The 13,373-nt window shown below is 70.1% G+C and carries 12 protein-coding genes; 6 read left to right on the top strand and 6 right to left on the bottom strand.

Features of this window, described 5'->3' with window-relative positions:
* Nucleotides 1–55: 55 nt before the first annotated feature.
* The 3 genes from ccmB to AC3A5K_RS08530 all read right to left on the bottom strand — a co-directional run bounded on the left by ccmB (nt 56) and on the right by AC3A5K_RS08530 (nt 1,933).
* Nucleotides 56–748, bottom strand: coding sequence for a heme exporter protein CcmB (gene ccmB / locus AC3A5K_RS08540; RefSeq protein ID WP_487617099.1), 693 nt, complete (start codon nt 746–748; stop codon nt 56–58).
* Nucleotides 745–1,380, bottom strand: a complete 636-nt coding sequence (gene ccmA / locus AC3A5K_RS08535) for a heme ABC exporter ATP-binding protein CcmA (RefSeq protein ID WP_487617098.1) — start codon at nt 1,378–1,380, stop codon at nt 745–747. Before ccmA ends, ccmB begins: the two co-directional genes overlap by 4 nt.
* 70 nt (nt 1,381–1,450) lie before the next feature.
* A complete protein-coding gene (locus tag AC3A5K_RS08530; protein ID WP_487617097.1) occupies nt 1,451–1,933 on the bottom strand; it encodes a DUF3293 domain-containing protein in 483 nt (160 codons plus the stop codon).
* Nucleotides 1,934–2,004: 71 nt separating this feature from the next.
* Between AC3A5K_RS08530 and AC3A5K_RS08525 the strand changes: the two genes are divergently transcribed.
* From AC3A5K_RS08525 to AC3A5K_RS08515, 3 genes are all read left to right on the top strand, one after another.
* Complete coding sequence (locus AC3A5K_RS08525; protein ID WP_487617096.1) at nt 2,005–3,150, top strand: pyridoxal phosphate-dependent aminotransferase; 1,146 nt, start codon at nt 2,005–2,007, stop codon at nt 3,148–3,150.
* Nucleotides 3,151–3,259: 109 nt separating this feature from the next.
* Nucleotides 3,260–3,844 (top strand): SCO family protein, encoded by a 585-nt coding sequence (locus AC3A5K_RS08520; RefSeq protein WP_487617095.1) that lies wholly within the window; start codon nt 3,260–3,262, stop codon nt 3,842–3,844.
* Between the two features lie 95 nt (nt 3,845–3,939).
* Nucleotides 3,940–4,587, top strand: a complete 648-nt coding sequence (locus AC3A5K_RS08515; RefSeq protein ID WP_487617094.1) for a response regulator — start codon at nt 3,940–3,942, stop codon at nt 4,585–4,587.
* A gap of 463 nt (nt 4,588–5,050) precedes the next feature.
* Here the strand turns inward: AC3A5K_RS08515 and AC3A5K_RS08510 are convergent, their stop codons facing one another.
* A complete protein-coding gene (locus AC3A5K_RS08510) occupies nt 5,051–8,266 on the bottom strand; it encodes an Rne/Rng family ribonuclease (RefSeq protein WP_487617093.1) in 3,216 nt (1,071 codons plus the stop codon).
* Nucleotides 8,267–8,668: 402 nt separating this feature from the next.
* Between AC3A5K_RS08510 and AC3A5K_RS08505 the strand changes: the two genes are divergently transcribed.
* Nucleotides 8,669–9,628: an RluA family pseudouridine synthase gene (locus AC3A5K_RS08505; RefSeq protein ID WP_487617092.1), complete on the top strand. Its 960-nt coding sequence runs from the start codon at nt 8,669–8,671 to the stop codon at nt 9,626–9,628.
* 280 nt (nt 9,629–9,908) lie between these two features.
* Here AC3A5K_RS08505 and AC3A5K_RS08500 read toward each other — a convergent pair whose 3' ends face one another.
* Nucleotides 9,909–10,334 (bottom strand): energy transducer TonB, encoded by a 426-nt coding sequence (locus AC3A5K_RS08500; RefSeq protein WP_487617091.1) that lies wholly within the window; start codon nt 10,332–10,334, stop codon nt 9,909–9,911.
* Nucleotides 10,331–10,672 carry a 4a-hydroxytetrahydrobiopterin dehydratase gene (locus AC3A5K_RS08495; RefSeq protein WP_487617090.1) on the bottom strand — a complete coding sequence of 114 codons (342 nt, stop codon included), beginning with the start codon at nt 10,670–10,672 and terminating at the stop codon, nt 10,331–10,333. Before AC3A5K_RS08495 ends, AC3A5K_RS08500 begins: the two co-directional genes overlap by 4 nt.
* 87 nt (nt 10,673–10,759) lie before the next feature.
* On the opposite strand from AC3A5K_RS08495, the gene AC3A5K_RS08490 reads away from it, so the two are divergent.
* Both AC3A5K_RS08490 and AC3A5K_RS08485 read left to right on the top strand, forming a co-directional pair.
* Nucleotides 10,760–11,353: an NfuA family Fe-S biogenesis protein gene (locus AC3A5K_RS08490; protein WP_487617089.1), complete on the top strand. Its 594-nt coding sequence runs from the start codon at nt 10,760–10,762 to the stop codon at nt 11,351–11,353.
* 27 nt (nt 11,354–11,380) lie between these two features.
* Nucleotides 11,381–13,024 (top strand): hypothetical protein, encoded by a 1,644-nt coding sequence (locus tag AC3A5K_RS08485; protein ID WP_487617088.1) that lies wholly within the window; start codon nt 11,381–11,383, stop codon nt 13,022–13,024.
* Nucleotides 13,025–13,373 lie beyond the last annotated feature (349 nt).

The raw sequence follows: 13,373 nt of genomic DNA, 5'->3' as shown, positions 1-13,373 counted from the left end.
GGGGCGAGCAATTTCACGTCGGCGACGGGACCCTCCAGACCCGTCGCGGGGCCGATCAATCGAGTGCGATCCGGATGGCGGCAGCGGCGGTCACCGGCGCCAGCACCAGCGCCGTGACCAGACCTGCGGCCAGCAGCAACAGGCCACCGGACGGATCGTGTCCCTGCGCCGCGATCGCGACACTCCCGGCGCCGAACACCAGCACCGGAACGTACAGGGGCAGGGCCAGAAGTGCCAGCAGGATACCGGAACGCCGCATGCCGATGGTCAGCGCCGCGACCACCGCGCCCAGCAGGCTGAGCAGCGGCGTGCCCAGCGCCAGGCCGGCCATCAGCACCGGCAACTGCGCCGTCGGCAGACCGAGCAGCGTCGCCAGCAGCGGCGTGGCCAGCAGCAGTGGCAGGGCCGTGGTCGTCCAGTGCGACAGCGTCCGCATCAGCACCAGCCAGGCCAGCGGTACCGGAGCCAGCATCCACTGTTCGAGCGAACCGTCTTCGGCATCGCCGCGGAACAGGGTGTCGAGTGCCAGCAGCCCCGACAGCACCACCGCGACCCACAGCACGCCGGGCGCGACCCGCGCCAGCATGGTGGGTTCGTTGCCCAACGCCAGCGCGAACAGCACCACCACCAGCAGCGCGAACAGCGCGGGCTGCAGGGCATCGCCACGGCGTCGCCACAGCAGGCGCAGATCGCGCGCGAGCAGGGCCCACGCGGCGCCGGGCAGGGTGGGAGTCTCGCCCGCGCTCATGCCGGAGCTCCGAGCTGCAGATCGCGCGTGCGCACCGGCGGCGCCGCATAGGCGCCGTGGGTGGTGATCAGCGCGGCGCCGCCCGCGTCGAGCTGCGCGCGCACCATGCGGTTGACCAGTTCGATGCCCTGCAGGTCGAGGTTGGCGTAGGGCTCGTCCAGCAGCCACAGCGCCGCCGGCGACATCCACAGCCGGGCCAGCGACAGGCGCTTGCGTTGGCCGGCCGACATGCGGCGCACCGCCAGATGCGCATGCGCCGTCAGTCCGACCACTGCAAGTGCCCGCGCGCTGTCCTGGCTGGCGCGGCAGCCCTGCAGCCCGGCAAGGAAGGCAAGGTTTTCGTGGGCGTCGAGATCGCCCTTCAGTCCGGGCAGATGACCGAGATAGGCCATGTTGCCGGCGCGCATGGCGCGTGCAACCGGACGACCTTCGACATCGACCGTGCCCGACCCGGCCTCGAGCAGGCCGGCCAGCACCCGCAGCAGTGTCGTCTTGCCGGCGCCGTTGTCGCCGCGCACCAGCAAGGCCTCGCCCGCGGCGACGTCGAAATCCAGCGGCCCGAACACCGGCTGCTCGTTGCGCGTGAAGCACAGGCGGCGGACGGCGAGCAGGGGCGGGGCGGAAGACGGCATGCGGCGCAACGGATCCGGTTCGGCGACCCGGCCGGCCGCGCGCCATCTTAGGCGGTGTGCAGGCGCGGCGTCAGCGCAGCCAGTCGACGTCGCCGTCGCCTGCCAGGCCGTCGGGCCGGCGCGCGTCCATGCGCAGGCGCACCGGCGTCTCGCGCGACCACCACAGCGTGCCGAGCTGGCCGTAGCGGCGCGCCAGCAGATCGAATTCGCTGACCGGCATGCCGAAGACGATCCAGCTCGGCTCGCGCCAGCTGCGGTCGGCGGCACTGGCGAACGCGGCGATGTGCGTCAGGCCGGTCGCGGCGAGGTCGGCTTCGAGTGCCTTGTCCGCGCGCCGGTTCTCGGTGGGCGCGCGCGAGACCGACAGCGGGTTCCAGGCCGACAGCATTCCGAAGCTCTGCGCGTCCGGATAGCGCAGGTCCAGTCCCGGCGTGGGCAGGCCGATGATCACGTCGTGCCAGTCGGCGCGCGACTGCCAGCGGTAGCGGGCATCGAGATACGCGTGCAGCAGCGCGATCAGCCGCGTGTCGTCGATGGAATGCTGGTCGTTCATGCCTGCGGTTTATCCCCTTCGCCCGCGTCCGTACACTCGTGGCCCTTCTGCATCCCAACGGAAAGACACCCATGATCCGGACCAAGCTGCCCAAGGTCGGCACCACGATCTTCACCGTGATGTCGCAACTTGCGGCCGAGCACGGGGCCGTCAATCTCGGCCAGGGCTTTCCCGATTTCGAGGTGCCGCAGCGGTTGGTCGACAGCCTGGCGGCCGCGATGCGGCAGGGGCACAACCAGTATGCGCCGATGACGGGCATTCCGGCGCTGCGCCAGGCGATCGCCGACAAGACCGAGCGGGTGTATGGCCACCGGCCGGATGCCGATGCCGAGATCACCGTGACCAGCGGTGCCACCGAAGCGCTGTTCAATGCGATCCACGCCGTGGTCCGCGCCGACGAGGAAGTGGTGGTGCTGGATCCGGCCTACGACAGCTACGAGCCGGCGATCCAACTGGCCGGCGCGATTCCCGTTCACGTGCCGCTGGATCCGCGCAGCTTCGCGGTCGACTGGCAGCGCGTGCGCGATGCGATCACGCCGAAGACGCGGATGCTGATCGTCAACAGCCCGCACAACCCGTCGGGCGCGATGTTCGGCGCCGACGACATCGCCGCGCTGGTCGATGTGCTCCGGGGCACCGACATCGTGCTGCTGTCGGACGAGGTCTACGAACACATCGTGTTCGACGGCGCGCGTCACGAATCGATCCTGCGCCATCCCGAGCTGCGCGAACGCGCGTTCGTCGTGTCCAGCTTCGGCAAGACCTATCACTGCACCGGCTGGAAACTCGGCTACTGCATCGCGCCGCCCGCGCTGAGCGCGGAGTTCCGCAAGGTGCACCAGTACAACGTGTTCTGCACCTTCGCGCCGGCGCAGCATGCGTTCGCGGAGATGCTGCGCGAAGAACCCGAACACTACGAGCAGCTCGGCGCCTTCTACCAGGCCAAGCGCGACGCCTTCGCCGCGCAGCTCGCGACCACGCGGCTGAAGCCGCTTCCGGTCCCGGGCGGCTATTTCCAGCTCGTCGACTATTCCGAGGTCAGCGATCTGGACGACGCCGCGTTCTGCCGCTGGCTGACGATCGAGAAGGGCGTCGCGGCGATTCCGCTGTCGCCGTTCTACGCGCAGCCGCCGGTCGGCCAGCGGCTGGCGCGGCTGTGCTTCGCCAAGAACGAAGCCACGCTGGACGCTGCGATCGCGCGCCTGCAGGCGCTCTGATCCAGTCCGTCGGCGCCCTGCGACCTTTGGTCGCAACTGCCGCTTCAGGCCCGGGGCCTTAAAATCGGACCCGGTCGCGACGTGCGGCCGCCAGCAGGTGCCGTGTCCCGTGCGTGTGTCGATCGCCCTGATGCTTGCGTTGCTGCTCGCCGCCTGCGGCGCGCCGCCCAGCCCGTACCACGGCACCGACCTGAGCGGCGTCTCCTACGGCCGCACCCTCGATCTCGTCGACACCGAGGGCGAGTTGCGCGGACTCGGCGATTTCCGGGGCGATTACGTGCTGCTGTCGTTCGGCTATACGCACTGCCCCGAGGTGTGCCCGACCAGTCTGCTGAAAGCTACACAGGTGCGGCGCGCGCTGGCAGAAGACGGCGAGCGCTTGCGCATCGTGTTCGTCACCGTCGATCCGAAGCGCGATACCGGCGAGATCCTGGCCGACTACGTCGGTGCCTTCGGTCCGGACATCATCGCGCTGCGTGGCGACGACATGCAGACGCGGCTCGTCGCCCAGGCATTCCGCGTGACCTATCGCGAGGTGCCGACCAGTTCGTCGTACGCGATGGACCACACGATGGTGAACTACCTGATCGGCCCCGACGGACGCCTGCGCCTCGCGTTCCAGTACGACCAGCCTGCGTCGGAGATCGTCGAAGATATCCAGCGTGCAATGCACGGTGCGCAGACCCCCGGCTGACGACTGACTCGGGGTTTTCCTGACTTGCGGCATCGACAATGCCCGTCGTAGCCTCGGCCCCCGGGGGGATGGAGACGAGGGGAGTCAAGGACGAGATGAAGATTCGTGTGTTCATGGTCGACGACCATGCGCTTGTGCGCACCGGGCTGCGCATGATTCTGGCCAACGAGGACGACATCGAGATCGTCGGCGAAGCCGACAGCGGTGAAATCGCCTTGCCGCAGATCCGCAGGCTCAAGCCCGACATCGTGCTGTGCGACCTGCATCTACCCGGTATCAGCGGGCTGGAAGTGACCGAGCGTGTCGTGCGTGGACAGCCGGAGACGCGGGTCATCGTGGTGTCGATTCTCGAGAACGGACCGATGCCGCGGCGGATGATCGAGGCCGGGGCGTCCGGCTACGTGGGCAAGGGCGGCGATGCGCAGGAACTGGTGCGGGCGGTGCGTGATGTCGCGCGCGGCAAGCGCTATCTCGCCAGCAACATCGCGCAGAACCTCGCGCTGTCGGGCATCGGCGGCGATGGCACGCCCTTCGACGCGCTGTCGCCGCGCGAACTCGAAGTCGCGATGCTGCTGGTGCAGGGACTGCGGCAGGAAGACATCGCCAAGCGGCTCAGCCTCAGCGCGAAGACCATCAATACCCACAAGTCGCGCCTGTTCGCGAAGCTGCAGATCCAGGACAGCATCACGCTGGCCCGTCTGGTGGGGCAGTACGGCATCGTCGCACCCGACCAGGCCGTCTGATCTGCACAGCGCGCGGCGCTTCCACTCCGCGCAACGCCTTCAAGCAAACGCCCCGGCAAAAAACCGGGGCGTTCCGTCGTGCGGCGCGCGGCAGGCGTCGTTCTTGGCGAGGCGGGCGAGCGGCGTGTTGACGCGTCCTGCAGTGTCGTTGCGCCTGCACTGCGTCGCTGGCCGATGTGCGAGCGCGCAGGGCAACGGCCACGTCGTCATCCAGGCAAGTTCCGCTGGCAGGACCCGGGCCGCGCGTGCTGATGCGCGCGTCGTGTCTGGTCGTCGGCGCAGCAGCAGATGCGCGACAGCCGGGTGCCTGGCGGATGGAGCGACGGGCGACGCGCGGGCGGAGCCGGGACGGTCCGCGACTGACCGGATGCACGGGTGCCGGAGTCGCCGCCGCAGCACTCCGATGACCCCAAAAAAAACGCCCCGGCAGGACCGGGGCGTTTCATCGAACTGCGAGCGAACGTCAGGCGTTGCGTCGCGGCGTCGACGTGTCGTCGTGGGCCGTGTCGTCATGCGACACGCGGCTCACGTTGTCGTCCGTCTCCGACGTCTCGGCTGCTTCGGCGTCTTCGTGGAGATCGTTCACCGCAGCGACGTCGGCACTCGCCTCGCGCGCCGGTTCCGGTGCGTGGACAGGTGCGGCGTCGAACAGGCCCGGCGCGACCGGCGCCTGCGGCGCAGGCGTTCCGACCGGCTCGGCATGCACCACCGGGTCGGGCGATGCGACGGCGACCGGATCGGCCTCCGGGGCCTGCAGCTGCGATGTCGCCATCGGATCGACCGGGTCGGCGTCAACGGACTCGGGCGCCGTCGTGTCGGCGGTCTGCGGCTCGAACGCGTCCGTCGGCGACGCCGTCACGACCGGCGCCTCCGGCAGCGTTTCGACCGGTGCGGGCGGCGTGGCCTCGACCGGGGAGGGCGGCGCAGCAGGCGGGGCCTGGACGGTGTCCGCATCCGGGGTCGGCGACGCGTCGGCAGCGGTGCTGGCCTGCGGCGCTGCATCGGCGGTGTCGCGGCTCACCGAATCGGCGGCTTCGGTCGCCGGCTGGCGTGCTGCCTCCGTGTCGGCAGCGAATGCCGGCACGGACGTGAGCACTGCCGCCGACGCTGCCGCGGCCGCGACCGGCGCGACGGGCTTTGACTCGACCGGCTGCACGGCGGCAAGTGCCGGCTTGGCCACCGGCGTCGCCGCCGGCAGATCGTCGAAGTCGAACTCGGGCTGGGCGCGGTCCGACGGCGTGATCTCGGCGTCCTCGTCCTGGTCCTCGTGGTCGCCATCCTGCTGCGCGTCGTCGCCGGCTGCGCCATTCTCGCCCTTGCCACGACGACGACGGCGTCCACCGCGACGTCCGCGGCGGCGACGGCCTGCGCCGCCTGCCTCGTCGTCACCGTTCTGCTCGTCCTCGGCATCGGCCGGACGGGCGCCATCGACCTGCACCGGCACGTCGTCATCCGCATCGCGCGGCGTCGAAACGTGGGTGGGCTGCGGGGCTTCGGCAGTGGCTGCGTCGGTGCGCGGGCGGTCGGTCGTCGGGGCCACGATGGCCTCGACACCCGGCGCCGCTGCCACGATGGCCGACGTTGCCGCCAGATCCGACGTCACTTCGGCGTCCGATTCGGCGCGGGGCTGGCGCGGCGGGCGCGGCGTCTTCTGCTTCTGGCGACGCTCCTGCTGACGTTCCGGCGACCGCTCCTTGCGGGCTTCCGGTACTGCCTGCTCGCGACGCGGTTCGCGCTGCGCGCTGGGCTGCTCGTCACGCGGGCCGGTCGACGGCGGCGCGCCGTTCTGACCGCCCTGGCGGTTGCCGCGACGGTCGCGACGCTGGCCGTTGCGACCGCGATCACCGCGACCTTCGCCACGCGGCTGGCCGTCACGCGGCGCATCCTGGCGTGCAGCGGGCTTGTCGTTGCGACGCTGCGGCGCGGCCGGCTCGGCGGCAGGCGGTGCGAACAGGGCCTTGAGCCAGCCCATGAAGCCGACGGCAGCGGGTGCTGCGACGGGCGTGGGCGCCGGTGCGGGTGCGGCCGGTGCCGGGGCGGGCGCGGCGACCGCCTCGGGACGCGGTTCGCGGACCGGAGCCGGCTGCGTCGGACGCACGTTGGTCACGGCCGGCGGCGGCACGTTGAGGTTGTTCTTGCTCAACGCGATCGTCGCCACGCGACGCGGCGTGCCGCGCTGGTAGCTCGGACGCGCGGTTTCCTCACCGAGCTCGTTCTCACGGATGCGCGAGACATCGTAGTGCGGGGTGTGCAGCTGTTCGTCGGCGACGATGATGATCGGCGCGTCGTGACGCTTCTCGATTTCCTCGAGCGCGCTGCGCTTCTCGTTGAGCAGGTAGTTCGCGATCTCGACCGGGGCCTGCACCAGCACCTGTCCGGTGTTGTCCTTCATCGCGTGCTCTTCGGCGACGCGGATGATCGACAGCGACAGCGACTCGATGCTGCGCATGCGGCCGTGGCCTTCGCAGCGCGGGCAGACGATCTGGCTCGACTCGCCCAGCGACGCGCGCAGGCGCTGACGGCTCATCTCCAGCAGGCCGAACTTCGAGATCTTGTTCTGCTGCACGCGGGCGCGGTCGTACTTGAGCGCGTTCTGCAGCTTGTTCTCGACATCGCGCTGGTGCTTGTTCGACGACATGTCGATGAAGTCGATGACCACCAGGCCGCCCAGATCGCGCAGGCGCAGCTGGCGGGCCACTTCCTCGGCCGCTTCCAGGTTGGTGTTGAACGCGGTCTCTTCGATGTCGCCGCCCTTGGTGGCACGGGCGGAGTTCACGTCGATCGCGGTCAGGGCTTCGGTCTGGTCGATGACCAGCGCGCCGCCCGACGGCAGGCGCACGGTGCGCTCGTAGGCGCTCTCGATCTGCGACTCGATCTGGTAGCGGTTGAACAGCGGCACATCGTCGGTGTAGTGCTTGAGCTTGCGCAGGTTGTGCGGCATCACCTGCTCGACGAATTCCTTCGCCTCGGCGTACATCTCCGGCGTATCGACGAGGATCTCGGCGATATCGGCGCGCATGTAGTCGCGCAGCGCGCGGGTGATCAGGCGCGATTCCTGGTAGATCAGGAACGGCGAGGGCTTGCTCAACGCGGCTTCGGCGATCGCGCGCCAGATGCTCAGGAGGTAGTCGAGATCCCACTGCAGCTCTTCGGCGTCACGGCCGACACCGGCGGTGCGGATGATCACGCCCATCTCGTCGGGGATGTCGAGCGCGTCCATCGCCTTCTTCAGCTCGGCGCGGTCTTCGCCTTCGATCCGGCGCGACACGCCACCGGCGGTCGGCGAATTGGGCATCAGCACCATGTAGCGGCCGGCCAGCGAGATGAACGTGGTCAGGGCGGCGCCCTTGTTGCCGCGCTCTTCCTTGTCGACCTGGACCACGACTTCCTGGCCTTCGCGCAGGAGTTCCTTGATGACGCCCTTGTTCGGGTCGGCGCCTGCCTGGAAATAGTCGCGGGAGACTTCCTTCAGCGGCAGGAAGCCGTGGCGGGCGGCGCCGTACTCGACGAACGCGGCCTCGAGGGAGGGTTCGATCCGGGTGATCCGGCCCTTGTAGATGTTGGACTTCTTCTGTTCCCTGGACGGCTGTTCGATGTCGATGTCGTACAGGGACTGACCATCAACGATGGCGACGCGCAGTTCTTCTGCCTGCGTCGCGTTGATCAGCATGCGCTTCATGGTGGACGTTCCTTAACGCGCTCTCGCGCGCGGAACGCCGGGGCGTTTCGCCTGGATGAGGCCTGAGGCCGCCGCGCAAGCGCAGCGACGTACCGGGTTGTCCAGCGCTACGACACCACGGCGGGCCGCGGGAGCGCTCGTTGTTCTCTGGGTGGTGCAGGGCCGCGGGCGTGCACGACCGGTCGTGTCGACGGGTCGAAAACGCCCAGCGGGACGTGTTCAGCGCCGATGCCAGGCATCGGGCGATAACCGGTGTTGCCGAACAGCCGCTAACATGGCCGCCCCTGAGGCGGTGGCCGCGCACTGTCCGGAGGCCTTTGGAAGGCAGGCTTTTGGCCCGGGTTCTTCCAGAGAAATCAGCACCTTATATCGCGGCGCGAGTGTAGCAGATAAAGCTTTGAGATGACCGATCCCAGCCCCAACCCCCCCGGCGGCGTACGCCTGGTACGCGTGTCCGACGACCGCGATGGCCAGCGCCTCGACAATTTCCTGTTCGGCTATCTCAAGGGCGCGCCGCGGTCGATCATCTACAAGATCATCCGCAGCGGACAGGTCCGTGTGAATGGCGGACGCGCGAAGGCCGAGCGCAAACTCGACGCCGACGACGAGGTGCGGATTCCCCCGGTGCGGCTGGAAACGCCGGGCGAGGTCGGCACTCCGTCCAAGGGGCTGCTGGCGGCCATGGAGGCCAGCATCGTGTTCGAGGACGCACGCCTGCTGGCGATCAGCAAGCCGTCCGGCATCGCCAGCCACGGTGGCAGCGGGATCAGCTTCGGCGTCATCGAGACCCTGCGCGCGCTGCGGCCCAAGCAGTCGCTGGAACTGGTGCACCGGCTCGACCGCGACACCTCCGGCCTGATGGTGCTGGCCAAGAAGCGCTCGGCGTTGACCCAGCTGCAGGCCCTGCTGCGTGAGGATCACGGCGCCGGCATCCGCAAGCGCTATCTGGCGCTGCTGGCCGGCCGCATGCCCGACGGCCGGATGAGCGTCGATGCGCCGCTGCACGTCGGCCTGCGCCAGGGCGGCGAGCGGCACGTGCAGGTCAATCCGCAGGGCAAGCGGTCGCTGAGCCACTTCAGCGTGCTGGAGCGGCGCGGTGGCCAGTCCTATTGCGAGGTCCGGATCGAGACCGGCCGCACCCACCAGATCCGCGTGCACGCCCAGCACATCGGCCACCCGGTGGCGGGCGACGACAAGTACGGCGATGTCGAGGTCAACAAGCGCCTGCGCGAGCAGATCGGGCTCAAGCGTCTGTTCCTGCACGCGTCTTCGCTGGAATTCACCCTCGACGATGGCGAGGCCTATGTCCTCAACGCACCGCTGGCCGACGATCTGCGCGAGGCGCTGGACCGCTTGCGCTGAACCGATGACCCGCCGACAGGCGGGCGTGTCCCGGGCGCCCCGATCCCGCGTCCGGTAGCGGCTCTCCGTTTCTTGACCGGGTCGCCCGGGCGGCAGCCGGAGAGGGCGACGCCCAGGGCGCGAGCTGCACCAGGTTGGCGCCTTCCTCTGACAGCGTGCGGTCGGCGCACCGCCGGATGCCCACACCCGCGCGGCATGCGGTGTCCAGGCCGGTCCGACGGCACACGGCTCTGATTCTTCAGGCGGTGGACGCGATCGCCCGCGGCCGTGCTGCGCTCGGTCAGGGCGCGGTGCTGTAGTCCACCGGAATCCGCAACGTGCCGGCGACCGGCTTGCCGTCTTCGTTGCCGGCGGCGTAGGTCCAGCGATGCGCCGCGGCCATGGCGGCCTCGTCGAGTGCGTCGTGCCCGCTGCTGGTGTCGATCTTGACGCTGGTCAGCGTGCCCGCGGCATCGACCGCGACGCGCAGAAACACCGTGCCGCCAATCCCGGCCTGGTAGGCCGACACCGGGTAGGCCGGCGGGTTCATGTTCTTCGACGCGATGTTGACCGATGGGCCGTGATCCGGCGCCGCGAAGACCGGTGCGCAGAGGCCCGCCAGCAGCGCGCCGGCTAGCGCGAGCGCGGCAACGGCAGGCCGTGCGGCGCGCGGACGGGCCAGACCAAGGACGCGATGCGCCATCGGGCGCGGACGGGCCCCGCTCATGCGGTCAGCGCCCCGGCCTTGGCTGCGCAGATGAAGTCGTTCTCCGACAGTCCGCCCACATCGTGGGTGGAATAGCGCACCTCGACGCGGTCGTAATGCACGCCCAGGTCCGGATGGTGATCTTCGCGATGGGCGATGAAGGCCAAGGCATTCACGAACGCCATCGTGCGGTAGTAGTCGTCGAACCGGAATGTCCGGGTCAGCGCCGCGCCGTCTTCGGCCAGGGTCCATTCCGGCACGTCCGGCAGCAGTTCGCGCACGCGCGCCTCGGGCAGGCGGTGCTCGGCGCTGCGGCGCGGGATGCAGTGGGTCTGGGCGAGGGGAATGAGGTCGGACATGCGGCAGGCTCCTGGAGACGCGGGGACGTTCATGCGGCAGACGGACACGACCACGTGCCGACGCGCAGGCCCGCTAGAATACGCCCCATGATCAACATCTCCGAAACCGCCCAGACCCACTTCCGCACGCTGCTCCAGCGCGAGTCGGCACCGGGACTCGGCGTCCGCCTCTCCGCCGTGCACGCCGGCACCAGCCGCGCCGACGTGCGCCTGGAGTTCGCCGACAGCGGCGATCTGACCGGCGACGAATGGGCCATCGATTGCGACGGCTTTACGCTGTGGCTCGATGCGCCGAGCGTGCCGTACCTGGACGGCGCCGAGATTGACTACGAAGCCCGCGCCACCGGTGGCCAGCTGCAGATCCGCGCACCGCGGATCAAGGGCGAGGCGCCGCCGGAAGCCGCATCGCTGGTGGAACGCGTGCGCTGGGTGGTCGAGAACGACGTCAATCCGCAGTTGGCCCAGCACCGCGGCAACGTCACCGTGCAGGAAGTGACCGCCGATGGCGTGGTCGTGCTGCGCTTCGGCGGCGGCTGCCACGGCTGCGGCCTGGTCGATGTCACGCTCAAGCAGGGCATCGAGAAGACGCTGATGGACAAGGTGCCCGGCGTGACCGCGGTGCGCGACGCGACCGATCACGAGACCGGCGACGCGCCCTACATGCCGCGCGACGCCGCGTAACCGCCAGCCCCGGGCGCACGCGAACGGATGTTCACCTCCGCCGACCTGATCGATGTGTTCCGCCGTCGTCGGCGGCGTTCGATCCGGCCCGAGGCGGCAGGCGACGGGTTTCCGCCGGGGTGGCTGGACTGGTTCGCCTCGATGCGGGTCCGGGTCCGGGTCGGCGCGGTGACCGGTGCCACTGCCGCGGCGATCATCGCGGTACTCACCGCGCGCGCGCCGCGTCCGCGCCCACGCATCGAAGGACCGCGCACGCGTCTCGGCGCCTGGGCGAGCCTGGCGTATCCGCTGGGGGAACCCCGGCCACGCGATGAGCGCGGCATGCGGCGCCTGTCGCTGGCGACGACCCTGCTGATCCAGGTGGTCTGGATCAGCCTGCTGTTCGTCCTGATGAACGCGCGTTTCCTGGGCGCCGAAGCGCCGGCTGCGCTGGGCGAGGAACACGTCGTGCAGGCGGTCTTCATCGGCGCCGGTACGCCCGAGGACACAGGCGGCGGCGCGGCCGACGAGACCCCGCAGCCGCAGGAAGCTGCCGCCACGGCAGCGCCCCCAGCGCCTGCAGCCGATGCCGTGCCCGTGGCGTCGACATCGCCGCCCGAAGTCGAGATCTCCGAGCCGGCCGACGCGCCGACGGCCGATGGCGATACGGCGCCTGCGCAGGTGCTGCAGGTCACTGAAACGCCGATGCCGGACATCGCGTTCACCCTGCCGCCGCCGCGTCCGCGCGAGGCGATGCCCGAAGTCGCAGTGCGTGAGCGCGAGATCGCCGGCGCGCCGATGCAGGCGGTCGAGGTGCCGGTCCTGCGCACGCCGACGCCGGTCGCGGCGACACCGGAGGCCGTACGGCCGCGCGAGGTCCAGGTCGAGGTCCGCGAACGCACCATGGCCGAGATCGTCGAGCGCGCGCCGGTCCCCGATGTGCGGCGGCGCGAGGTGGCGCTGGACGCCCCGACCGTGCCGGCGCGAACGGCGCCCGAACTCACCGCCCGCGATCGTGCGGTGCCGATGCGCGACCCTGCGCCGCGTCCGTCCCCTGATCCCGCGCCTGCGCCCGCCGCGGTCGCGGCGAATCCGCAGCCGTCCCCGTCCACCGCAGGCGGCGCCGCGCCGACGCCCTTAACCGGGCAGGGCGCCCGCGCGCCTGCGCCGACACCCGGGCGTGGCCCGACCGCAGGCGCGCCCCCCGGCGCCGCGCCTTCGGCGCGCGCTGCGGACGACTGGGGCGACGGCGCGACCGCGCGTGACGGTGGCCAGCTGGGACGCCCTTCCGGTCTGCTCGGCGCCGATGGTCGCCCGCGCCTGGCCGACGGCGGCCGTGTCGGCGGCGGCCTGCCGCCGGGCACGATCACCGAGGATTTCGCCAAGATCGACCGCGAAGGCACGTGGCTGCGGCGTCCGCCGACCGAATACGAGCCGACCAGCTTCGACCGCTTCTGGGTGCCCAGCGAAACCCTGCTGGAAGAATGGGTCCGCCGCAGCATCAAGACCGTGCTGATCCCGATTCCCGGCACCAGCAAGACCATCCAGTGCAACGTCGCGCTGCTGGCGTTCGGGGGCGGGTGCGGGATTTCGGATCCCAACCTGCAGGATGTGGAGACGGACGGTCGGCCGCCGCCGGATGTGCCGTGGAAGCCGGAATTGCAGGAAGACCAGGACAGCCTGGGCGGGTGAGGTAGGGGTGCTCCCCGCGGATGCGGGTGGGCCTTGCCTCGATTTTCGTTTTTCGATTCCGCTGTGGCGCCGGCGCCGGCGCCTGCTCTGGCTCTGGCTCTGGCTCTAGCTCTAGCTCTAGCGCTGGCTTCGGCTTCGGCTATGGCTCTTGCTTCGGCTCTGGCTGTCTGCTCTTGACCTGCCGAGCCGTAAAGCGAGCCGAGCATCGCAGGACGGCGGGGCCGTAGAGCAGCCCATGTCTGAGCGCAGCGAGTTTGGGCTGCGTGCCCCGTTGTCCGAGAAGCGCAGGGCACCGGCGCGGCGCAGCCGTGCCGGATCGCGTCCGGCGAACGGGCTTTTTGGTTCCTTT

The sequence above is a fragment of the Luteimonas sp. Soil_C_5 genome (assembly GCF_057656615.1).
This window is presented reverse-complemented; position numbering and strand designations above follow the sequence as displayed.

Coding starts and splice junctions, on each gene's coding strand:
- ccmB (WP_487617099.1), bottom strand. CDS start 748: ATGAGCGCGGGCGAGACTCCCACCCTGCCCGGCGCCGCGTGGGCCCTG.
- AC3A5K_RS08505 (WP_487617092.1), top strand. CDS start 8,669: ATGACCGATCCCAGCCCCAACCCCCCCGGCGGCGTACGCCTGGTACGC.
- AC3A5K_RS08495 (WP_487617090.1), bottom strand. CDS start 10,672: ATGTCCGACCTCATTCCCCTCGCCCAGACCCACTGCATCCCGCGCCGC.
- AC3A5K_RS08490 (WP_487617089.1), top strand. CDS start 10,760: ATGATCAACATCTCCGAAACCGCCCAGACCCACTTCCGCACGCTGCTC.
- AC3A5K_RS08515 (WP_487617094.1), top strand. CDS start 3,940: ATGAAGATTCGTGTGTTCATGGTCGACGACCATGCGCTTGTGCGCACC.
- AC3A5K_RS08525 (WP_487617096.1), top strand. CDS start 2,005: ATGATCCGGACCAAGCTGCCCAAGGTCGGCACCACGATCTTCACCGTG.
- ccmA (WP_487617098.1), bottom strand. CDS start 1,380: ATGCCGTCTTCCGCCCCGCCCCTGCTCGCCGTCCGCCGCCTGTGCTTC.
- AC3A5K_RS08530 (WP_487617097.1), bottom strand. CDS start 1,933: ATGAACGACCAGCATTCCATCGACGACACGCGGCTGATCGCGCTGCTG.
- AC3A5K_RS08500 (WP_487617091.1), bottom strand. CDS start 10,334: ATGAGCGGGGCCCGTCCGCGCCCGATGGCGCATCGCGTCCTTGGTCTG.
- AC3A5K_RS08485 (WP_487617088.1), top strand. CDS start 11,381: ATGTTCACCTCCGCCGACCTGATCGATGTGTTCCGCCGTCGTCGGCGG.
- AC3A5K_RS08510 (WP_487617093.1), bottom strand. CDS start 8,266: ATGAAGCGCATGCTGATCAACGCGACGCAGGCAGAAGAACTGCGCGTC.